At 62.0% G+C, this 21,961-nt stretch carries 21 protein-coding genes and 1 tRNA gene; 14 read left to right on the top strand and 8 right to left on the bottom strand.

Annotated elements, in window-relative coordinates; all coding sequences use genetic code 11:
- Positions 1–144: 144 nt before the first annotated feature.
- Together BP869_RS05805 and thsA are read right to left on the bottom strand one after the other, a co-directional pair.
- Positions 145–229 (bottom strand) — tRNA-Ser (locus tag BP869_RS05805).
- Positions 230–443: 214 nt separating this feature from the next.
- Entirely contained in the window at positions 444–2,036 is a 1,593-nt protein-coding gene (gene thsA, locus BP869_RS05810; protein WP_342677781.1) for a thermosome subunit alpha, read from the bottom strand.
- 178 nt (positions 2,037–2,214) lie between these two features.
- On the opposite strand from thsA, the gene BP869_RS05815 reads away from it, so the two are divergent.
- Entirely contained in the window at positions 2,215–2,775 is a 561-nt protein-coding gene (locus tag BP869_RS05815) for a hypothetical protein (RefSeq protein ID WP_342677783.1), read from the top strand.
- Positions 2,776–2,965: 190 nt separating this feature from the next.
- Here BP869_RS05815 and BP869_RS05820 read toward each other — a convergent pair whose 3' ends face one another.
- From BP869_RS05820 to BP869_RS05835, 4 genes are all read right to left on the bottom strand, one after another.
- A complete protein-coding gene (locus BP869_RS05820; RefSeq protein WP_342677785.1) occupies positions 2,966–3,586 on the bottom strand; it encodes an orotate phosphoribosyltransferase-like protein in 621 nt (206 codons plus the stop codon).
- Between the two features lie 83 nt (positions 3,587–3,669).
- Positions 3,670–4,125 (bottom strand): nucleotide-binding protein, encoded by a 456-nt coding sequence (locus tag BP869_RS05825; RefSeq protein ID WP_342677787.1) that lies wholly within the window; start codon positions 4,123–4,125, stop codon positions 3,670–3,672.
- On the bottom strand, positions 4,122–5,087 hold the full coding sequence (gene rtcA, locus BP869_RS05830; protein ID WP_342677789.1) for an RNA 3'-terminal phosphate cyclase: 966 nt from the start codon (positions 5,085–5,087) through the stop codon (positions 4,122–4,124). The genes BP869_RS05825 and rtcA overlap by 4 nt, the downstream gene beginning before the upstream one ends.
- Positions 5,081–5,932, bottom strand: coding sequence for a ribose-phosphate diphosphokinase (locus BP869_RS05835; protein ID WP_300166365.1), 852 nt, complete (start codon positions 5,930–5,932; stop codon positions 5,081–5,083). Before BP869_RS05835 ends, rtcA begins: the two co-directional genes overlap by 7 nt.
- An 85-nt stretch (positions 5,933–6,017) precedes the next feature.
- Between BP869_RS05835 and lonB the strand changes: the two genes are divergently transcribed.
- The 4 genes from lonB to BP869_RS05855 are packed head-to-tail and all read left to right on the top strand — an operon-like array spanning position 6,018 to position 10,808.
- Complete coding sequence (gene lonB, locus BP869_RS05840) at positions 6,018–7,946, top strand: ATP-dependent protease LonB (protein WP_342677792.1); 1,929 nt, start codon at positions 6,018–6,020, stop codon at positions 7,944–7,946.
- A gap of 2 nt (positions 7,947–7,948) precedes the next feature.
- Positions 7,949–9,277, top strand: coding sequence for a TldD/PmbA family protein (locus BP869_RS05845; RefSeq protein ID WP_342677794.1), 1,329 nt, complete (start codon positions 7,949–7,951; stop codon positions 9,275–9,277).
- Positions 9,264–10,544, top strand: coding sequence for a TldD/PmbA family protein (locus BP869_RS05850; protein ID WP_342677796.1), 1,281 nt, complete (start codon positions 9,264–9,266; stop codon positions 10,542–10,544). The genes BP869_RS05845 and BP869_RS05850 overlap by 14 nt, the downstream gene beginning before the upstream one ends.
- Positions 10,545–10,808 (top strand): pro-sigmaK processing inhibitor BofA family protein, encoded by a 264-nt coding sequence (locus BP869_RS05855; RefSeq protein WP_067046523.1) that lies wholly within the window; start codon positions 10,545–10,547, stop codon positions 10,806–10,808.
- 990 nt (positions 10,809–11,798) lie between these two features.
- Here BP869_RS05855 and BP869_RS05860 read toward each other — a convergent pair.
- Both BP869_RS05860 and BP869_RS05865 read right to left on the bottom strand, forming a co-directional pair.
- The gene (locus BP869_RS05860; RefSeq protein WP_342677800.1) at positions 11,799–12,500 is read right to left on the bottom strand and encodes a KaiC domain-containing protein; all 702 of its coding nucleotides are present in this window, start codon (positions 12,498–12,500) and stop codon (positions 11,799–11,801) included.
- On the bottom strand, positions 12,500–13,324 hold the full coding sequence (locus BP869_RS05865) for an RAD55 family ATPase (RefSeq protein ID WP_394339020.1): 825 nt from the start codon (positions 13,322–13,324) through the stop codon (positions 12,500–12,502). The genes BP869_RS05860 and BP869_RS05865 overlap by 1 nt, the downstream gene beginning before the upstream one ends.
- A 138-nt stretch (positions 13,325–13,462) precedes the next feature.
- On the opposite strand from BP869_RS05865, the gene BP869_RS05870 reads away from it, so the two are divergent.
- The 9 genes from BP869_RS05870 (at position 13,463) to BP869_RS05910 (ending at position 21,961) form a co-directional block, all read left to right on the top strand.
- The gene (locus BP869_RS05870) at positions 13,463–15,040 is read left to right on the top strand and encodes a type II/IV secretion system ATPase subunit (protein ID WP_342677804.1); all 1,578 of its coding nucleotides are present in this window, start codon (positions 13,463–13,465) and stop codon (positions 15,038–15,040) included.
- Entirely contained in the window at positions 15,037–16,977 is a 1,941-nt protein-coding gene (locus BP869_RS05875) for a type II secretion system F family protein (protein WP_342677806.1), read from the top strand. The genes BP869_RS05870 and BP869_RS05875 overlap by 4 nt, the downstream gene beginning before the upstream one ends.
- A 72-nt stretch (positions 16,978–17,049) precedes the next feature.
- Positions 17,050–17,202, top strand: a complete 153-nt coding sequence (locus tag BP869_RS05880; protein ID WP_160329460.1) for a hydrogenase maturation nickel metallochaperone HypA — start codon at positions 17,050–17,052, stop codon at positions 17,200–17,202.
- Entirely contained in the window at positions 17,199–17,678 is a 480-nt protein-coding gene (locus BP869_RS05885) for an alpha/beta hydrolase (protein WP_342677809.1), read from the top strand. Before BP869_RS05880 ends, BP869_RS05885 begins: the two co-directional genes overlap by 4 nt.
- A gap of 57 nt (positions 17,679–17,735) precedes the next feature.
- A complete protein-coding gene (locus BP869_RS05890; RefSeq protein ID WP_067046501.1) occupies positions 17,736–18,065 on the top strand; it encodes a V-type ATPase subunit subunit G family protein in 330 nt (109 codons plus the stop codon).
- A gap of 40 nt (positions 18,066–18,105) precedes the next feature.
- Positions 18,106–20,028: a V-type ATP synthase subunit I gene (locus BP869_RS05895; RefSeq protein WP_342677813.1), complete on the top strand. Its 1,923-nt coding sequence runs from the start codon at positions 18,106–18,108 to the stop codon at positions 20,026–20,028.
- Positions 20,029–20,031: 3 nt separating this feature from the next.
- Positions 20,032–20,289, top strand: coding sequence for an ATPase (locus tag BP869_RS05900; RefSeq protein ID WP_067046496.1), 258 nt, complete (start codon positions 20,032–20,034; stop codon positions 20,287–20,289).
- Positions 20,290–20,314: 25 nt separating this feature from the next.
- Positions 20,315–20,893: a V-type ATP synthase subunit E family protein gene (locus tag BP869_RS05905; protein WP_067046493.1), complete on the top strand. Its 579-nt coding sequence runs from the start codon at positions 20,315–20,317 to the stop codon at positions 20,891–20,893.
- Positions 20,894–20,905: 12 nt separating this feature from the next.
- Entirely contained in the window at positions 20,906–21,961 is a 1,056-nt protein-coding gene (locus tag BP869_RS05910; protein ID WP_342677816.1) for a V-type ATP synthase subunit C, read from the top strand.

Raw genomic sequence — 21,961 nt, forward strand, 5'->3', positions numbered from 1 at the left:
CCTAGTCTCTCACCTGTATGACTCAGGCCCCCTCAGACGATGCGTCAGGAGAATGGGGGATGCTTCCACCAGTGCTGCTGCAGAAAAGGAACTTTCCGGAGGGCTCCCGCTCTCCCCTGTCACACCGTGCAAAATGGAAGGAAGCGCCGGGGGGGAGATTTGAACTCCCGAGGTGTCAAACACCAGTAGCTTTCGAGGCTACCGCCTTCCCGGACTAGACTACCCCGGCCTGTCCGGCTATTATTATCTGTCGGCTGCGTTCATAACCTTTGCGATGGCATGGATGCGCCGCCTCTCTACGTGACCGCGTCCTCCCGTGCCTGCCGACGCCGTCATGGGTGCCGCTCCTCTCCAGGAAGGGGCGGATATATCCCGACCCTCCGGTCAGGCAGGACAATGGGATAAAAACAGGGGAGCCGGGACTTTCCCGGCTTTTCATCTCTTCAGGCGACAGGGCCTGAGGGACCCTTCTTGACGGTGACGAACATGTCGTCGACCCGGACGAGCATTGCCGCCATCTCGGTTGCGGACATGATCGCCTGCTTCTTCACCCGTGCCGGCTCAAAGACCTTCTCGGCCTTCATGTCCACGACCTCGCCGGTGTAGACATTGAGGCCAGCGTACCTGTTGCCGGCGGCGTGGGCCTGCTTGAGTTCGACGACCTTGTCGATCGGGTCGAAGCCCGAGTTCTCGGCGAGAGTCTTCGGGATGTCCTCGAAGGCCGCTGCATAGGCTTCGAGGGCGATCTGGGTCCTGCCGCCGACGCTTGCTGCGTAGTCGCGGATCCGCAGCATCATCTCGACCTCGACAGAGCCGCCGCCGACGACGAAGGTCCCGTCTTCAAGGGCGTCCTGGACAACACGGCGGGCGTCTTCGACCGCACGTTCGAGTTCGTCGATGAGGTGCTGGGTCGAGCCCCGCAGCAGGATGGTGACTGCCTTCGGGTTCGGGCACTCGGCGATCTTCACCAGGTCGGCGTCCTCGAACTGCTCGACATAGCCGGCCGTGCCGAGGACCTCGGGCGAGATCTCCTGGACCTTGTTCACGATCACGGCGTTGAGGGCCTTTGCCGCGAACTTCATGTCCTTCTCCGCAACGTCCTCGACCGCGAAGATGCCGTACTTCGCCAGGTAATACTGGACGGCGTCGGCGATCCCCTTCTGGCAGAAGACGACGTTGACTCCTGCGTCGCGGATCGCGTCGGCGAGCTTCTTCAGGCTCTCGCGCTCCTGTTCGCCAAAGGCGGTGAGCTGCTCGCTGCCGGAGATCTTGATCTTCGACTTCACCTGGGTCTTCGTGATCTCCAGGGGCTGGGCAAGGAGGGCGACCTTCGCGTTCTCGACTCTGCGGGGCATCCCGTCGGCGACCCGCGTCTTGTTGATCACGACACCCTTGACGAGTTCGGCGTCGTCCATCGAGTCGCCGACCTCCTTGGTGACGGCCACATCGTCCTCGTCGATGACGGTCTTCCCGTTCTTCTCCTCGGCAACGGCCTGGACGGCGTCGACGATGATCCCGGCGACCTTCTCCTTCACCGACTCGATCGACTTCCCGGTCATCGAGGTGGAGGCGATCTGCAGGAGGATCTCGCGGTCCTCGGGCGTGACCGTGATGATCAGGTCGTTGAGGATCTCCAGCGCCTTCTCCATACCCTTCCTGTAGCCGAGGGCGATGATCGTCGGGTGGATCTCCTTTGTGAGCATCGTGCTGGCCTGCTCCATGAAGGCGCCGCCGAGGATGCAGGCGGTGGTGGTGCCGTCGCCGACCTCGTCGTCCTGCGTCTCGGCGACCTCGACCATCATCTTGGCGCCGGGGTGCTGGACCGAGAGCTCACGCAGGATCGTCGCTCCGTCGTTCGTGATTGTAACATCCCCGCTTCCGGAGACGAGCATTTTGTCCATACCCCGGGGGCCGAGCGTCGTCCGTACCGCGGCGGCGATTGCCTTTGCCGCAAGGATGTTGGACTGCTGCGCCTCGTGCCCCTTGGTACGCTCGATGTTATCTCGTAATATGACAACTGGCTGTCCGGCAAGCATGATAGAATCCTCCGATATCTCATTAATATGGATTAGAACTTCTATATATATGGTCCGGTGTTCTCTCCACCTGCTCTGAGTGGGGCAGAGTGTGTGCTTCCTCCTCCGGCGGAAATGCCTTCTGGCGCAGAGATCCGGTCTGCAGAGATTCTTTATGGATCGGCACCGAAAGCTGCGTATGGATCACAGCCTTGCCCTCACCAGGCTGGAACAGGGTATCCTTCTTCTGGTCATTCTTGGCGGGGCCGGCATCGCCTTCAATCTCTATACAGGCCCGGGTACGGACAACCCTGTCGGCATCGTCCCCGACGCCCTTACCGGTTCTTCGGCGGCCCTCCTCGTCGATACCCCTCTCGAAGGGTTCGGCGACCCGGCAGATCCCGGCAGGATCGGTTCTGTCTCCATCTCCCTCAGGCTCTTCCCGGGCTCTGTCGGGGCCGTGGACATGGGCCGGGCAGGTGTCCTCTTCACCACGCAGGGAGGCACGGAGACCTGCAGCACCAGCCCGGTCCCCCCGAACTGGACGATCACCGACAGGCTGAACGCCCTTCCCATCGGCGCCGCCGACGATGACGACCTCCTCGAACCTGGCGAGGAGTTCGTCATCAGGGTCTGGCCGTCCCGCGCCCTTGCACCCCGCGAGACCTTCACCCTCACCGTCGCCCCGCCGCGGGGCCCGGCGGTGAAGGTCACGCGGACAGTGCCCCCGAGGATCACGCCGGTGACCGATCTCGGATAAAATCGGGGGCCGCAGGTCGTCCACGACCCCGCCCCTCCCGGTCCTGCCTGTCGTGATCTCGTCGTCGACGTGAGCATTGCCCCCTGCGGAGAGTGGTGGGAAGGCAGATGGGTCAGCACCGCTCTTCAGGGAATGTGAAGAGAGATCGATCTGAGAATGAGGGTTTTTACAGTGCCAAAAAAAGGGGATCTCAGTCGATCCGCGAGACCGTGCAGAGCGGGAGGACAGGCACTCCCTCGACGGCCCGCACGTCCCTCTTGTCAAAGATCACCCAGATCGCGACCGGCCTCGCCCCGTGGGACCGCAGGTAGTCCACGACCTCGTGGAGGGTCCTGCCTGTCGTGATCACGTCATCGACGATGACGCAGGCGTGCCCGGCGATGGAGGCGAAGTTCCCGGAGATCGAACCGACCTTCTTCTCGGCAGGGCTGTGCTTTGCCGGGTGATAGATCGCAAGCCTCTTCCCTGTCCGGCCGGCGATGATCGTCGCCATCGGGACTCCGGAGAGGGAGATGCCGACGACGGTGTCGTATGCGGCGGCCTCGGGGCCGGAGAGGAACTGCCCGTCTGCGGCGGCGCCCTCGTGCCGCCTGACCAGCATCTGCCCGACAAGGTCGAGCATCCCCGCGTCGCTGCTCATCGGCGTCCAGTCGATGTGCACGTCCTTCGGCGCCTCGGCACTCCGCTGCTGCGTCAGGAGCCAGGTCACCGTCTCCATCGAGAGGGAGAGCTCGTCCGCGATCTGCTCCGGGCTATGGCCGTCGGAGAGGAGGATCTGTGCCTTGTTGATCAGTTCGTCGAGGGAACTCATAGAAGAGTGGTCTTCGGATGGATATTTAAGCGTTTGCGGGGCTCCTCCTCCCGGCGATGCGGGGGGCGTCGCCCCCTGATGGCCTACCGCCTCTTCCTCTTTATCGCCGAACCGCAGATCGGGCACTCCCCTTCGTGCCCGAAGTACCGGCCGCAGCCGGTGCAGCGGTACTTCCATGCCACCTTTGCGGCCCGCCTCTGCTGGATCGGTTCTGTGGCGACGCCGAGGCGCATTGCCGCGTTCTGGAGGGCGAAGTCGTCGGTGTACACCGTCGCCCCGAGTTCGCGGGCGAGGGCGAGGACGGAGAGGTCGGTCGGGGAGAGGACGCCGATGTCGCGGCTCTTCCCTGCCGCCTCCCGTGCGGCGAGGGTGCTCTCCGGGGAGGGACTGGCAACGGCGAGCCCCTCTGCAAGGAGTGCCTCGTACCGGCACTTTGCCCGCAGGTCCACCAGTTCGGCGACGACCTCGGGCGTCGTGTACAGCTCCCCGGCATAGGGGCGGTCCACGAAGAACGCCGTGGCGTCGAGGACCGCCTTCATGCCGAGAACACCGCCGGGGTTGCGCCTGAGACGGCGATCTCGTAGCCGAAGAGGGAGAGCAGGCGGCAGGTCGTCGCCGCGTGGCTCGATATTTCTGGCGCCGAGTACGATCCCCCGGCCCTCGCAAGGTAGACGAGGAGCTGGTCGGCGAGGTGGACGTCGACATCGCAGGCGACCGACCGGGCGGCGAGCAGTTCGTCTGCCGCCATCCAGCCGACCTTTTCCGCGGGAAGGCCGCGCCTCCCGACGGCGACGCCGCCTTTCGCCCCTTCAAAGACCGTCACCGATGTCCCTGTGCCAGGCCCGGGCGTCCTCTCGATCCGTACCGGGAAGCCGGGGAGGGCGGCAGATGCCGCCTGTGCCTGCCTCTCGGCCACGTGATCGGGGAGGTTCTGGGAGCAGGAGATGATCCCGGCATGGGCAGGCACCCCTCCGATGGCGAGGGGGGCGAGCTTCGAGGGCTCGACCGTGACCCGCACCCGTCCGCCGCCGACCGGGAAGTATCCCCGGCCGAGGACCTCCACCTCTATCTTCGCCCCGTGGGCACGGAGGAGAGGCACGAGCACCTCGGAAAAATAGTCGATGGTCGGGCTCTTCGAGACCTCGGTCCCGCCGGTGAGAGTGATCGTCCCCCCTGCCTCCAGGGCCACAGGCAACCAGGCCTGGAGGACGAGGGGGATGCTCCCGGCCGTGCCGATCGCAAGGTCGATCTTGGTCTTCCTGACCTCGCCGGGCGCAAAAGTCAGGGTGTCGCTCTCCCGGCGGCACCCCCTCATCTCTGCCCCGCAGGCGAGGGCGACCGCCTGCACCGCCGTGCAGTGCTGGGCCGCAAGCCCGGGTTTCGGGCGGTTCGCCCTGATCTTCGTGATCCTGATGGGCGTGCCGGTGAGGGCCGCAAGGGCGACCGCGGTCCTCACCACCTGCCCCCCGCCCTCCCCGACGGCCCCGTCGACCTCTAACATTTCCGCAGAGCTGCCGCGATGCACCGTGCCGCCGAGACCTCGGAGCACGCCCGCTCGATCGTGTCAGAGCAGACGACGCTCTTCACTCCGGCACTCCTGAGGTGGACATAGGCCCCGCCTGTGAAGACGCCGTGGACGCAGATGGCATGGACGGCCGCCGCACCCTGGGCATAGAGCATCTTCGTCGCCGTGGCGAGAGTTCCGCCGGTCGAGATGATGTCGTCGGTGATGACGACCTCGCGGCCGGAGACGTCGAAGGTCTTCGGCTCCATCCTGACCTCCTCGCCGGAAATTCTGGTCTTTTTCAGGTAGTCACACTGCCACCCGCCCGCGGCCGCGATCTCGGCCGCAAAGTCCGCAGCCCCGGAGTCGGGGGCCAGGATCAGGGGGTTGTCGAGGTTCCTGCCTTTCAGGTACTCCCCGATCTCGGTCGCAAGCGAGAGGTCGTGGGAGGGGACGTCGAAGTGCCCGGCAATGTCCTTCTCGTGGATATTGACGGTGATCACGTCGGTGACCCCGCGGGAGAGGGCCCGGGCGGCGACGCGGGCGCTCACCGGCTCGCCGTCCTTGAACTTCTTGTCCTGCCTGGCATAGCCGAGATACGGGATGACCAGAGTATTTGTCGTCGTCTCGCAGGCGTCGACGAGGAGCATCAACTGAATAAAAGCGTCATTATCGGTGACGCTCCCCACGATCACGGTCTCGTCGTCCAGGGGGTCGAGGACCTGCAGGTACAGCTCCCCGTCAGGGAAGCGGGCGAAGCGGGTGTCGGCTACCTGGACCCCGAGTTCATCGGCGATCCGAACGGCGAGTATCTGGGATTTTTCTGTGCATACAACCTTCATTTCTGGTTTTTCCCCCAGCTGAAACTACTTAAACTATCATGAAAATAGTATATAAGTATCATTGCCCAATGAGGTTGCACTGCTCATGCAAGACACTGTTTCTAACATCCTTGAGAAGAAAACGGACGAGGATCTCCTTCAGGGCTCTGCCATCACAAGCTCCTCCGAGGTCACCGTCCCACCCCGGCTGATCGATCAGGTGATCGGTCAGGACGCAGCCGTGGAGGTGATTAAGAAAGCGGCCACCCAGCGCAGGCACGTGATGATGATCGGCAACCCGGGAACGGGCAAGTCGATGCTTGCGAAGGCGATGGCCGAACTCCTCCCCAAGGAGGAGCTCAAGGACATCCTTGTGTACCCGAATGTCGAGGACTCGAACAATCCCATCATCAGGACGGTAGCGGCAGGAAGAGGCAAGCAGATCGTGGCCGCTCACAAGGCCGAGGCTGCGAAGAGGAAGCAGATGAGGAACACCCTCGTCATGCTCCTGATCTTCGGCATTATCGGCTACGCCCTCATCGCCGGCCAGGCGCTGATGGGCATCATCGCCGCCGCCTTCATCTTCATGGCACTCCAGTACTCGCGGCCGCGTGAGGATGCGATGATCCCGAAGCTCCTCGTCTCCAGCGAACCGAACAGCATCGCCCCCTTCATCGACGGCACCGGCTCACATGCCGGCGCCCTCCTCGGCGACGTCCGCCACGACCCCTTCCAGTCCGGCGGCCTGGAGACCCCGGCCCACGACCGCGTCGAGGCCGGCGCCATCCACCGGGCGAACGGCGGCGTGCTCTTCATCGACGAGATCAACACCCTGACCCCGCACTCCCAGCAGAACCTGCTCACCGCCCTCCAGGAGGGGGAGTTCCCCATCACCGGCCAGTCAGAGCGTTCGAGCGGTGCCATGGTCCGGACCGAGGCCGTGCCCTGCCGGTTCATCATGATCGCCGCGGGAAACCTCGACGCCATGCAGGGGATGCACCCTGCCCTGCGGTCCCGTATCCGCGGCTACGGCTACGAGGTCTACATGCAGGACACGATGCTCGACACCCCGGAGAACAGGGAGAAGTTCATCAGGTTCATCGCCCAGGAAGTCAAGAACGACGGGAAGATCCCGCACTTCGACAGGAGCGCCATCGAAGAGGTGATCAGGGAGGCACAGCGCCGTTCCAACAGGAAGGGCCACCTCACCCTGAAGCTCCGTGAGATGGGCGGCCTGATCCGGGTCGCGGGCGACATCGCCAGGCAGGAGAGCGCCGACGTGACCTCTGCCAGGCACGTGCTTGCGGCGAAGAACACGGCCCGCTCGATCGAGCAGCAGATCTCCGACGAGTACATCCACCGCAGCCGTGACTACGACCTCACCGTCGTGACCGGCACACAGGTCGGTCGGGTGAACGGTCTTGCCGTGATGGGCGCCGACTCCGGTTCTGTCCTCCCGATCGTTGCCGAGGTGACCCCGACCCAGGGGGCGGCCGGCACGGTCATCGCCACCGGCCTCCTGAAGGAGATCGCCCAGGAGTCGATCAAGAACGTCTCCGCGATCCTGAAGAAGTTCACCGGCAAGGACATCAAGAACATGGATATCCACATCCAGTTCATCGGGACGTACGGCGGTGTCGAGGGTGACTCGGCCTCCATCTCCGTCGCCACTGCGGTCATATCGGCCATCGAGGGTATCCCGGTGAAGCAGGACCTCGCGATGACGGGTTCCCTCTCGGTGCGGGGCGACGTCCTGCCCATCGGCGGCGTCACCTACAAGATCGAGGCGGCCGCGAAGGCCGGGATCAAGACAGTGATCATCCCGAAGGCAAACCTGGGCGACGTGCTCATCGAGGACCGCTACCGCTCCATGGTCGAGGTCATCCCTGTTGCGCACATCGAGGAGGTGCTCGAAGCGGCCCTTGTCCCGCAGAACCGCGAGCTCTTCCTGGACAAACTCAAGAAAATCGCCGCCGAGCCGGTGAAAAAGGCCCTCGAGTCCTCGGCGATCGGCGGCACCCATCTGGCAGCATAAGCATGGACAGCGTCCGCTACTATGATATCAGGCATGTCCGCGGCTCGGCCACTCACGTCGACATCGACAATGGTGTGGTCGAGTCCGCAGGCACCAGTTTTTTTGACCAGGCTGTTGTGAGAGTGCTCGGCCCGCAGGGCTGGGGCATCCTCACCCTGGAGAACTTCGATCCCGACGCACCCTGCGACAGGCTGATCGCACGGGCACTCGAACTTGCCGCGATCACAGGCGACGAGGTCGACCTCTCTGACGCCCCGCAGCGTGGCGTCCTGCCTGTGCCGAAGGCCGGCGAAGATCCGGTCGAGGTCTCTCTTGAAGAAAAGACAGAACTTCTCTCCTCGATCGAGGGGGCGGCCAGGCTGCCGGGGATTGTCAACACCCGGGCCCGGTATGCCGAGTCGATCGAAGAAGTGCGCTTTGTCGATTCCTCGGGCTGCGAGTACTCGTACGAGATCCCGCGCTGCGGTTTCTCGGTGGTTGCCGTCGCCTCGCGGAACGGCGAGATGCAGATGGGCCGGGAGAGCAACTACACGATCCTGGGCCTCAACCTCCGCCACAGGCAGGAGATGGGAGAGAAAGCGGCACAGACCGCTCTCGCCCTCCTTGACGCAAAGGCGGCGAAGGGCGGCAGGATGCGGGCCGTGCTCGACCCCGAACTCGCCGGTGTCTTCGCCCACGAGGCGATCGGCCACGCGAGCGAGGGCGACCTGATCCAGGAGGGGAACTCCGTGCTTGCCGGGAAGACCGGGGAGAGCATCGGAAGTCCTCTCCTCACCATCGTCGACGACCCCTCCCTCCCGTACTTCGGGTTCGAACCTGTGGACGCGGAGGGCGTCGCCGTCGGGAGGACCGAACTGATCCGGGGAGGCAGGGTGAACGCCTACATGCACTCCAGGCAGACCCTTGCCGCGGTCGGCAACGGCCTTGCCGGCCATGCCCGGGCCGAACCCGGCGAAGCGCCCCTGGTGCGGATGAGCAACACCTTCATCGAGGAAGGCGACGCCTCGTACGACGAGATCATTGCCGAGTGCCGGAACGGCGTGCTGCTGCAGGGTTCCCGCGGCGGCCAGGTCGATCCTGGCCGGGGTGTCTTCCAGTTCAATGCCGAGTATGGCTACATCATCGAGAACGGCGAGATCGGGACGATGGTCAGGGATGTTTCCCTCTCCGGGGACATTCTCGGCACTCTCCATGCGATCACGCTCCTCGGGAACGACCGGGAGATGCACGAGGGGTACTGTGGAAAAGGCGGGCAGAGCGTCCCGGTGAGCGACGGTTCGCCCCATGTGCTCCTTGAAGATGCGGTGGTGGGTGGCAATGGAACTGATTGATGCGATCCTCCGTGCCGGTGCGGCAAAGGCCGACGAGGTGGAGGTCTATATCTCCGAGGGGGAGTCTGTCTCCGCCGACCTGAAGCGCGACCGGATCGAAAATGCCGGGGGCTCGAAGGGCTTCGGCATCGGGATCCGTGTCATTGTCGGCGGGCGCATCGGCGTCTCCTCGACCGCAAGCCCGAAGGACTGGGAGGCGTGCCTCGCCGCCGCCCTTGCGAGCGCCAGCCTCGCCCACCCGCAGGAGTGGGGCGGCCTTCCCGGCCCGGCCTCCCTCCCCGACGCCCCGCAGATCAACGACACCTCTCTCCGCCTGGACGCGGCGACGGCGCGGTCGATCTGCATGGAGATGCTGGAGGGCGCCGCGGAGCACGACGCCGCGGTCACCGGCGGTTCGGCCTCCCTCGCACGGGGAAAGGTGACGATCGCGAACACTTCCGGCATCCTGTACGAGCAGGAGAGGACGAGCACGGGTTGTTCTCTGGAGTGCATCCACGAGCGCTCGACCGGGTTCGAGTTCGACGCATCCCCCTTCATGGACCTCGACCCCCGCCATGTCGGGGAACAGGCGGCCTTCTTCGCGGAGCACGGCGCCGACGCCGGCGAGATCGAGACCGGGGACTACGACCTTGTCCTCTCGCCTGTCGCCCTCTCCCAGTTCCTGGACTATGTCCTCGAACCCGCTCTCTCGGGGAGGAACGTCCATGCCGGGCGGTCCTGGCTTGCCGGGAAACTCGGCGAGACCTGCATCGGCGAGGAGATCTCGGTCTTCGACGACCCCTCCCGCCGGGGCCTGGGGAGCACGCGCTTCGACGCCGAAGGCGTGCCGGCCCGGAAGATCACCTTCTTCGACCACGGTGTCCTGGCCCACTATGCCTATGACCTGCGGACCGCCTACCGCTATGGTCAGAAGAGCACCGGCTCGGCGGTCAGGGCCGGGCCCGGCGGTGCTCCCGCCATCGGCGTCCACACCATGGTCATCGACGGCCCGCGCGACACCGTCGACGACGACCGTGCGGTCTATGTGAACGACATTGTCGGAGCGCACACGGCCAACCCCCTCACCGGCGACTTCTCGGTCGAGCTCTCCAATGCCACCTGGATCGAGGGCGGCGAGTTCGGCGAACCGGTGCGGAGCGCCATGTTCGCGGGCAATGTCTTCGACCTCCTCGGCGCCGTGGCGGCGATCGGGAGGGAGGAGCGGATCGTCGGAAGCGCTGTTCTCCCGGCGTTAAGGTTAAATAAGCAGCGTCTGATTGGTAAATAGATGATAGAAACCATCATTACCATCGCCGTGGTGATCGCGGTCGCCGCCCTCCTCTACTACTTCGTGAAGGAGGGAATGACCCTGATCATCAATGCCGTGGTCGGCCTCATCTGCCTGTACCTCATCAACATCTTCCACCTGATGGGCTACATCGGCGGGACCGACCTTGCCATCTCCTGGGCGACGGTGATCATCTGCGCCCTCGGCGGCGTGATCGGAGTGGTCCTCCTCGTCCTCCTCAACCTGATGGGGATCACCGTCTGAAATCTTTTTTTCTGTGGGGATGCGTCCTGATTATTCTGTTCATGAGAGTATTTTGAGCGTACTCCGGGCTCCGGGGAATCGCTCATGAGTCGTGAACACGCCTCAGGCATTCAGGCATACCGCATGAAATGTTTTTCATGGCAAATCTGCTTGGGAGAACCGGTGCCGGGGGGTTTCACTCGAAAACCAGAGATTTTCTCAAGGTCGCTATCGCCCCCTCCCCCCGGTCTCGAAAGCCGGAGGCTTTCTCCTGCTCGCTAAAGCTCGCACCCCCATCATTACGATAGGAGGGTGGATGGCAGACTCCTTCACGATCGAATCTGCCCTTCCCGGGTTCTATCCTGTTTTCGGGGGTCCGGGGGCTGCGAATGGAATGAGCACAAGAAAATCTCTGATTTTCGGCGCCAGTCCCCCGGTGGAGAATGCGGGGAAGGCGGGGGGTTCGCACCCTTCGCCAGAGAATCCGGGGGAACATCCACCTGAACATGAGATTTTTCCATAGTCAAATGAGCACGAGTTTTGGGATAACGGCTCTGTAGAAACCTCCATACTAGGGCCGATGTATTCCTGATCCCATGAAGAGATACGCGGATCCACTGCTTCCCTCACGATCTGGCCGTGGGACTACGCCCCCAGACCCCCGCTCAGGATTGGACCTCAAATGGGCAAATCCTGCATTTTGAAGAGGAGATTGCCCTCCCTCCTCTATCCTAATGGTAGGGGGTCTGGGGGGCGGCAGCCCCCCGGAACCAGCACACAAGAACAGGATGTCTCCAGTTATCACTCCAAGAAGTACTCACACGCGAGGGTTTCTACAGAGCCGGGATAACCTCAATCTCTGATTTTCGATGTGCGAACGGAGTGAGCTAGAGAAAATCGTAGATTTTTGAGCAGTCCCCCGGCGGAGAGTGCGGGAAGGGGAGGGATCTGCACTGCTCGTCATGGAATTGGAGGGAGATATCGATCCGGGAATAAGAGATTCAAGACCCCTCAAAACACATTCGCTTCCGAGTACACCTGCACCCTGTCGCGCTGGATCTCGTACGGCTTGATCTCGCGCGAGTGGTTCGAGCCCCGCATCTTCACGACCTCGGCCGCCGGGTGGACCTCGGAGATCGAGGACGGCCGCACGTACCGCAGGAGGATGACGGTGTCGACCATATACTCGATGAGGGCGTACTTGCTCGCGTAGGGATTGTCCTGGCTCGTCTCGGAGGTGAGGATGAGGGTGCATGCCTCGTCCCGCATCATCTCGACAAACCTGAAGAGTTCGTGCCGCCGCGTCGCCTCGTCGGTGAAGAGGCCCTCGAAGAGGGATATCGGGTCGATGACGACCCGTGTCGCCCCGACCTGCCTGATCAGCCTTGGAAGCTCGTTTTTTATCTGGTTGACCGCGACCGTAAAGTCTGTCGGGTCGAGCTTGATCACGAAGAGGGACGTATCCCTGTAGGTGTCCAGGTCCCATCCCTTCCTCTCGATATCCCTGTAGATCATCTCGGCCCTTTCGTCGAGGGAGATGAAGACCGCCTTCTCCCCCTGCTTCAGCCCTTCATAGACGAACTGGAGGGCGAACGTCGTCTTTCCCGTACCGTATGTTCCGACGATGGCGCAGACGCTTTTGTCGAGGAGGCCGCCGTCGAGCATCGCATCGAGCCCCTCGATCCCGAACATGACCCTCGCTTCCTCCTCCATTATATGACCACCCTGATGTTGGAAACCTCGAAGCCGTTCCCTGCCGTGATCCGTATCGCAAACTTCACCAGGTTCCGCTCCTCCAGGTGGGGCATCACGCCCCTGAACTTCTGGATAGACATCGTCCTCTGCCGTCGCATCCCCTGCGTCTCCTCCCATGCAAAGAGAAAGACCGCATCCGCGCAGTCCTGGATCTCGGTCTCCTGCAGGGGAGGGAGGACGCCGCGGGTGAGGGGGAGGTAGACCACCGACCCCCAGCGTTTCGCAACTCTCTGGAGGCCCCGCAGGAAACCACTGAAGGCCTCCCAGCGCTCGCCAGTCCCGGCCTGGGCGGCGAGATCGGTGAGGGAGTCGATGATGATCACGCTCTGCGCCTCTGCCCCGGAGAGGACAACCGATAATTCAGTGAGGAGGCTTTCCCGCCGGGTATGCTTCTGCATCCGGGAGAGCACGTCGCCCTGCGAGTACCACTCCGGGGGCACGACGCTTGCATCGAAATAGACCTCGGAGAGATCCTCGAAATGGACGCCACCCTCAAGGAGAGGATACATCTCAGGACTCACCGAGAGTGCTGCCTCGGCGAGGACGTCCTCCTTGAGTCGTGTCATCGTGATGTAGAGGACCTCACGGGGCGCCGGGCTCAGTCCCTCACGCTTCATCCGGGCGAGGGCGATCGCCGCGGTGCGGACGAAGTCGCTCCCTCCTGCCCCGATCTCGCTGAGGAGCAGGACCATCGACCCCGGGGGTACGCCGCCGTCCAGGACAGGGTCGAGGGATCCGATCCCGGTGGGGATCCTCACGTCAGCTCGTGCCTCCACATCCATGCGAAGTTTCATTCGCCGTGCTATAAAAGAGTAGCAGATAGGGGTACACTTCGTGCCAGACGACCTCACTCGCGCCTGACCGAAAAAGTAGAGATAAATAGGATCTTCGATCTACCCTTCAGCAACACGGAGTCAGCCATGCATCTGCCGTTTTTTGGAAAAGGGTCGGGAGGCCCGGAAACTGTTCAGGAGTACGATCCCGGAACAGATCCCGCTCTTGTAGAAGCCGAGATTCCAAACGGCCTGGACCCTGTCGAGCAGTACTGGGTGGAGGAGGGCCGGTCCCTCGTCGCCATCGTCCGGGACAGACAGAGCGGGCAGGCTGAATACCATCTCTTCGAGCCCGTACTCTCGAAATTTGAATATGAAATCCTTGAGAGGCTGTATGAGGACCTTCGGGACGTCCTTATCCTCTCCGAGGAGGAGATGATCGCCGACCGTCGCCGGGTCCTCCTCAGCCGGACGCATGCCCTCATCGGGGAGTACGGGGTCTCCCTGGACCGCCGGACCCTCGCAAAGGTCGAGTATTACCTGGTGCGGGACTTTCTCGGCTGGTCCCGCCTGGACGGGCTGATGAAGGACCCGGATATCGAGGACATCTCCTGCGACGGTGTCGGCGTCCCTGTCTTCCTGTATCACCGGCGGCACAAGAACATCAGGACGAACCTTGTCTTTGCCGAGGAGGAACTGGACTCCCTTGCCATTTCGCTGGCCCAGCGCTCGGGCAAGCACGTCTCTGTAGGAAGCCCGGTCGTGGACGCCACCCTCCCGGACGGCTCGCGCCTCCAGCTCACCTTCGGGCGCGAAGTCTCGACGCGGGGCACCTCCTTCACGGTCAGGAAGTTCCGGGCCGAACCCTTCACGCCCATCGAACTCCTCGACCTCGGCACCTTCTCCGCGGAAGAACTCGCCTATTTCTGGACGGCGATCGAGAACAACAAGAGCCTCCTCTTTATCGGCGGGACGGCGAGCGGGAAGACCTCCTCTCTCAACGCCGTCTCCCTCTTTATCCCGCCCCTTGCGAAGGTCATTTCCATCGAGGACACGCGGGAGATCACCCTCTTCCACGAGAACTGGGTCGCCTCGGTGACGCGGGACACCCTCTCGGGCGAAGAATCCTCATCCATCTCGATGTTCGACCTTCTCAAGGCGGCGATGCGCCAGAGGCCCGAATATATCCTTGTCGGCGAGGTGCGGGGCGAGGAGGCGCAGACCCTCTTTCAGGCAATGAACACCGGACACACCACCTTCTCCACGATGCATGCCGGGACCGTCGACGCCGCCATCCACCGTCTCGAAAACGAACCCCTGAACGTCCCGAGGAACATGGTCCAGGCCCTCGACATCGTCAGTGTTCAGGCGCTCATCTACCGTGGGACCGAAAGGGTGCGGCGCTGCCAGGAGATCGTGGAGATCGCGGGCGTGGACCCCGGCACCGGGAACCTCCGGGTGAACACGGTCTTTGCGTACGACCCTGTCCGCGACACGATGGAGTACACGGGACGCTCCCTCGTGTACACCCGCGTCATCGAGACGCGGGGCTGGGACACCGGGAGGCTTGAGGCCGACATCATGGAGCGGATCCGTGTCCTTGAAGCGATGAAGGCGCAGGGGATCGTCGATTACCGCCGTGTCTCCCGGATCGTCCAGGCCTTCGCCACCAACCGCACCGCCGTCCTCGACCATCTTGACAACCTCTCAGGGCTGTTCCCATGACCCCGGCGCCCGGCCCCGGCCTTTTCCGGCGGGTCGCCGGCGCCCTGATCCGGCGGGACCCGGTGAAGTACGGCAACATCAGGCAGGACCTGATCTCTGCCCGCATGGGCATCACCGTCAGGGCCTATGTGCAGAGGGCCCTCCTCATCTCCCTCTGTGCCGGATTATTCTGCGGCATCATTGCATTTGTCCTCTCGGGTATGGCGATCCTCCCGGTCGGCGAGGGGATCGTCAACCTCCTCTCCATTCCCCTGCCCGACGTCAGCAGCGGCACGCTCCTCTGGTACCTCCTGCGCATCCTTGCCTTTTTTGCCGGTGTCCTGGTCGGCGGCATGCTCGCCTATGCCCTCCTCCTCAGGTACCCCGCGGTCGAGAAGAGCAACAGGGCAACGAAGATCAACCTCTCCCTGCACAACGCCGTCTCGTACATCTATGCGATGCGCCGGGGCGGCGCCGAGGTGATGGAGATCTTCCGGTCCCTCTCGGAGAACGCCGGGATATATGGAGAGAGCGCCCTGGAGTTCAGGCAGGTGGTGCTGGACACAGACTACTTCGGCTCAGACGTCTTCACCGCCATCAGGCACCTGGCCCGGACGACGCCCTCGGTGAAAATGAAGGATTTCCTGGAGAACCTCCTCTCTGTCGTCGAGAGCGGGGGGAACCTCTCCGCCTACCTGGAGACGCAGGTGCGGATCTTCCAGGACGAGGCGAGGTTCGAGCAGAAACAGTTCATCGCCACCCTTGAGTTCGTCGGTGAGGCCTATGTGACCGTCTTTGTGGCCGGTCCCCTCTTCCTCGTCATCGTGATGGTGGTGATGGGGCTGGTCGGCGGGTCGGCGGTCACCCAGTTGTCCCTCATCACATACGTGCTCATCCCGATAGGTTCCCTGATCATGCTCCTCTTCGTCGACCTCATCTCGGTCAGGGAGGACGTGCCCGAACGCTACACCCGCGTGAAGGTGCTCGACCACTTTAAAGATATCAGGGTTGTCGGGGAGGAGGATGAAGAACCGCTGTTTGCGCAGATGGCGCATTACGACCGGGTCAGGGGGCTCAGGGCCTTTCTGCGCAACCCCTTCCGCGCCTTTGTCCTCGACCCCGGGCTGACCTTCCTCGTCTCCTTCCCTGCCGCACTGGTCTATCTCGGCGCCGTCCTCCTCTCCCTGCCCGCGGGGCTATCGGCAGAGACAGCCATCGCCCTGGTCGACGACCATGTCGTCATCGCCCTCCTCGCCATCCTTGTTCCCTATGCGGTCTTCTACGGTCTCTGGAACAGGAAGGTCAGGGGCATCGAGGCCGGGGTGCCGGAGTTTCTCTCCCGGATGGCAGGGATGAACCAGGTCGGGCTGACCCTCGCCCAGGCACTCGTCATCCTGGTGCGGACCAACCTCGGCGTCCTCTCGTACGAGATCGGGCGGATCAACCGGGACGTTGCCTGGGGCGCCAGCGTCTCCGATGCGCTCGTCCGTTTCGAGAGGCGGGTGCGGACCCCGGCCGTCTCCCGGTCTGTCACCCTCATCACGACGGCGACGCGGATGAGCGGGAACATCTCGGAGATCCTCACCATCGCGGCGAAGGACGCCAGGATGTCGGCAGTGCTCCGGGAGGAGCGGTCCTCGGCGATGCTCCTCTACCTTGCGGTCATCTACCTTGCCTTCTTCGTCTTCATCTTCGTCGTCGTCGTCATCGCCTCCCAGTTCCTCCCTGTCCTCGGCGATGTGGCGGCCTCGGCGGGTGAGATGGAAGGGGTGCTGCCGGGCTTCGGCACTGCTGCCCTCCTCCCTTTCAAGCGCCTCCTCTACCATGTCTGCCTCGTCCAGGCAGTCTTCTCCGGCCTTGTCGCCGGGAAGATGGGCGAGGGCTCGGTGCGGGCCGGCGTGAAGCATGCCGCCGTGATGCTTGTCGTCGCGCTCGCCGCCTTCAACCTGCTGGTATGAGGTCGGCGTGTTGCCCGCGGCCCCTCCTGAAAAAACCAATATTTTTTATATTCGGGAAATGATCTCACCTGTATGTGCTCTATCGGCGGAGGCACGGATATCGAACTGGAGGAGCGGGTGAAGGGAAAGACCTACAAATGCAGGGAATGCGGAGAACACTTCAAAACGGTCGGAAAACACCCGGTCTGCCCCTCCTGTCAGTCGGAGGACGTCGAGCAGACATGATCCTCCACCCGGGTGAGGACGAGCTCGTCCTTATCAGGGCTCCCTCATCTTCTTTTCTCCTTGCAGGCCGTGCACGCGACCGCTTTGCCCTCGTTGTCGACACGGTGGACGACGAGTATTGCGAACCGGTCAGGCCCGGCGACCTTGTCTGCGTCTCGGCCCCTGAGGGGGGTTCGGTGCGGGCGGCGGCGATGCTTCTTCTCCTTGTCCGCGACCATCACTATCCGGTCGTCGCCCTTCCGAAGGGCCATCCCGGTGTGAAACGCATCCCCATGGTCGTTTCGGCCGCCCCGGAGATCACCCTCTCCTGCGGGATTGTGCGGGGCACCCACCCCGACCAGCGCCTCCTCTGTTCAGGGGCAGACCTTGCAGGCCTTGTCCTCCGGGGTGGGGAGGATTCTGTCACGCTTGAAGGCCTTCTTCCGGGGTGCACGATCTCGTATATATGTGTGAACCGTGCTCTGGTGGATGAATAACAACAAATATAAAGGTAATTTCCATCAAATATGTGTAGGCCGTGAGAGGAGGGTTGGATGAAGAGTGAGGTTTTAAAGAGCATCAAGCAGGCAGAAGAAGAGTATACGTCAATGGTCAGCACCGCTCGGCTTGAGCAGAAGCAGAAGCTTGCGGATGCGAGAGCGGAGGCCGAACACATCGTTGAGAAGGCCGCCGCCGATGCAGAGGCATACAAAAAATCGCGTCTCGCTGATGCCGGGACCACGGCCGCCAGAAAGCGTGCCGAGATCCTGAAGAACGGCGAACAGCGGGCAGCGAAGCTCAAAGCGGACAGCCTTGCGAATCTTGATAAGGCGGTCGAGTTGCTCGTCTCGCGTTTCAAGGAGCAGCTGCATGTTTCAGCCTGAACGGATGAGTCGTATCCTGGTTGCAGGATCCAGAGACCAGATGGATACGATCATCCGGGAGCTGTACCACCAGAACGCTTTTCATATTGAAGATTTTGTCGAGAAGGAAGACGAGGCCTACGAGGGTTTCAAGATCGGCATGCCCCTTGCGGAAGCAAGCACGGCGTCTACCGAACTGATCAAGATCCGGTCTATGGAGAACATCTTCGGGATCAGTCCCGACGCTCTCCCGGCGACCAGAAAAGAAAATACCCCCGCACTGAAGGCCGAAGTCGACCGGAAACTTGCCGCATTCGTCAGGGATGTCGAGGATCTCACTGCACAGCGGTCCAGACTTGAGGCACAGGTGAAGACTATCGAGGGGCGTGTTGCCGCACTCGAACCCTTCACCGCTGTTCCTCTTGATATGGACCTTTATCACGGCTATGAAGGACTATCCGTCTTTGCAGGCTACGTCGAGTCCGACGTCGAGATCCCGGTCCCCCACGAGAAACATTTCGTCCCTGCCGGCAAGGGTGGGCAAAACTTCATTGTCGTCTTTGTCCCTGCATCAGATGCGGACGCGGCTGACCGCGTCCTGCTCGAAGCAAAGTTCCAGTCGGTCCCCATTCCCGAAGGCGCAGGCCCTGTCAAGGACCTGATCTACGATGCCCGGGGAAAAATCGCCGGTCTCAACGAAGAGATCACGAAGATCGCCCGGAACTTTGAGGAAAAGAAGAAAGAATACGGTGAATTCCTCGTTGCATACGACGAATACTTCACGGCCGTCGTGGAGCAAGCGGAGGCCCCGCTGCGGTTTGCAACAACGGAAGACGCCTTTGTGGCAGAAGGCTGGGTGCCGTCGGAGCGGGTCGAGGCGATCAAAGCAGCACTCACCCATGCGACCGCCGGCAAGGTCTATGTCACTGAGCTCGAAACCGGCGACGACCCGCTGGCCGTCCCTGTCGAGTACGACAACCCAAAGTTTTCGCACCCGACCGAGCTCTTTATGGACATCTACGCGCGCCCGCGCTATGACGAGTTCGACCCGACGCTTCTCCTTTCGATCGTCTTCCCGATCTTCTTCGGTCTGATCCTGGGAGATGTCGGCTACGGTGTCGTGCTCCTTGCGATGTCCTATGGCCTGCGGCGTATCTTTACGTCCGATGGCTGGACCCGGTTGCTGGACATCCTGCGGAACGCATCGGCGATGAGCATCATCTTCGGTGTGCTCTTCAGTGAGTTCTTCGGGACCTCTCTACCCTGGGAACCGATCTTCTATTCCAGACACCTGAATATCGGCGGGCATGCGGTTCATCACCCGATGGTTGCCGAACTGCTGATAGTCTCGGTCTGGATCGGTCTGTTGCATATCTCCCTTGGGCGTCTTCTCCATGTGAGAAACCTCAGGCGTGCGATGCACCAGGACGCCCACGTCACGAAGGAGATCCTCGGCCAGTTCGGCTGGCTCTCCACGATGTGGGGTATCGTCATCACAATCTGGTCGATGTTCCCGATCCCGTTGATGGTCGACCTCACCGGTTTTGCACCGGTGGCAATGGGTCTGAACGCCGCGGGCATCTTCGGTGCCGTCCTTATCCTGCTCGGTATCGTCCTGATCGGTCAGGAGTCCCCCCTCGAACTGATGGAACTCCCGACGATCATCAGTCACGTTCTCTCGTACACCCGTCTGGTTGCGGTCGGTCTCTCGTCGGTCGCGATCGCGATGGTTACAAATTTCATCGCGATCGACCTGATCATCGACCCGCAGCTCGAATCACTCACCATTGCGGGAGTGGTCATTGTCCTGATAGGTCTTGTCGTCCTGCTCCTTGGCCATACGCTCAATATCGCACTCGGCATTCTGGGCGGCGGCCTGCACTCTATCAGGTTGCACTATGTTGAGTTCTTCACCAAGTTCTACAATGGTGGAGGAAAGAAGTACAATCCTTTTGGCATGAAGAGAAAGTTTACGGAGGAATAAACTATGGCAGATCCAGTTGTTGCTGAAATGACTCTCGAAATGATTCAGGCATCGCAGATGGGACTTAAGGCAGTCGGCGCAGGCCTCGCTGTCGGCCTTGCCGGTGTAGGTACCGGTCTTGGTGAGATGGGCATCGGTGCCGCCGCCATGGGCGCGACCGCCGAGAACAAGGACATGTTCGGTCTTGCACTGCTCTTCACCGTTATCCCCGAGACTATCGTCATCTTCGGTCTTGTCGTTGCTCTGCTGCTGCTCTTCTAAATACGAAGTGAACACGGAGTGAACGATGGGACTGGAAGCTGTCGTTGGAGATATCAAGGAAAAAGGCCGGAAAGGGGCAGCGCAGATCCAGGCAGAGACTGATGCAGAGGTCAGGCGCATCCTGAGCGAAGCGCAGGAGCGTGCGGCGTCGATCAAGCAGCAGGCCGAGGAAGAAGTGGAGCGAGACGTCCAGCGTATCATTACCCAGGAAGTCTCGGCCGCAAACCTCTCGGTCAAGCGTGAAGTGCTCAACGCCGAGAAAGACACCCTCTCCAGAGTCCACGAGGCCACGATTGCCCGGATTGGCGATCTGCCTGCAGACTTCCATGCGCAGGCCCTCCGCGCCCTCCTTCCCCTGGCGGCTGAAGCCCTCGGGGGCGGCGTGGTGTACTGCAATGCCCGTGATATCCCAACCGTAAAAGAGGTCCTTGCCGAGAGCAAGGACCTGTCAGGCTTCTCGGTCGGCGAACCCGTCTCCATTGAGGGCGGGATCGTCGTCGAGAGCGCCGACGGCCGGATGAAGATCGATTATACGTACCGCACGTTCCTGGAGACGGTATGGGAGTCAGGGCTCAAGGATGCGTCTGATATCCTGTTCCCCTGAGGAGGATAGGGCATGGCTGACGTAGGGGGTCCTGCCCCATACATTTACGTCTCCACGCGCATGCGTGTGCGCAAGGCAAAGTTGATCCCGCGGGAAGAGTACCTGCGGATGCTCAACATGAGCCTGCCCGAGATCACCAGGTTCATCGGCGAGACCGAGTACAAGAAGGAGATCGACGAACTCGGTTCGTCCTTCTCCGGCATCAACCTCATCGAGGTCGGCCTCTCCTGGAACCTTGCAAAGGAGTATCAGGAGATCCTGAAGATCACCCCGTCCGGACTGATCCGGTTCGTGCAGAGTTACCTGCGCCGGTGGGATATCCAGAATGTCCTGACCATCCTCAGAGGAAAGGTTCAGGGCGTGAAGGCCGGGAAGATCAAGGAAGTGCTCATCCCCGCGGGTGAGCTTGATAAGAACGTCCTCGACCGGCTGCTCGCCGAAGACTCCCCCGAGAGGATCGTGGAGTCTCTCAAGGACCGGCGCCTGGGCCCTGTGCTCTCTGCCGGCCTGCACGAGGCCCTGGAGACAGGCTCTTTTGCGAAGCTCGAGAACGAGCTCTACAAGCAGCTCTATACCCAGATGATCTCGGACGCGAAGGGCGGCATCAAGGGCGGCAACGTCTTCCTGAACTATATCCAGATGGAGATAGACCTCAGGAACCTGATGAACCTCTTCCGTTTCCGCGCCGCGCATGCAGGCGAGGAGATCAGGGATCTGCTCGTCCCGGGCGGCAAGGCCTTCACGGTCGACGAACTGATGCGGATGAGCACGATCGAGAGCCTTGACGAATTCGTCGACGCCGCGAAGAAGAAGACGCGGGATCCCGAACTCGTCGCAGTCTTCGACGAACTCCAGCAGCAGCGTTCGATCCACGAGATCGAGGTCATGCTGACGAAGTTCGAGCTCAAACAGATGGAAAGGCTCTCCAAGCTCTATGCATTCTCGGTTCTTCCGATCCTTGCCTACCTTGAGATGAAGAAGTACGAGGTTGCAAACCTCCGTGCCATTGCCCGGGGGAAGGAGTACAACCTGCCGAATGAACGCATTCAGAGTTACCTGGTGATGTAA

It is taken from the genome of Methanofollis sp. UBA420, from assembly GCF_002498315.1.
Taxonomy (GTDB): domain Archaea; phylum Halobacteriota; class Methanomicrobia; order Methanomicrobiales; family Methanofollaceae; genus Methanofollis.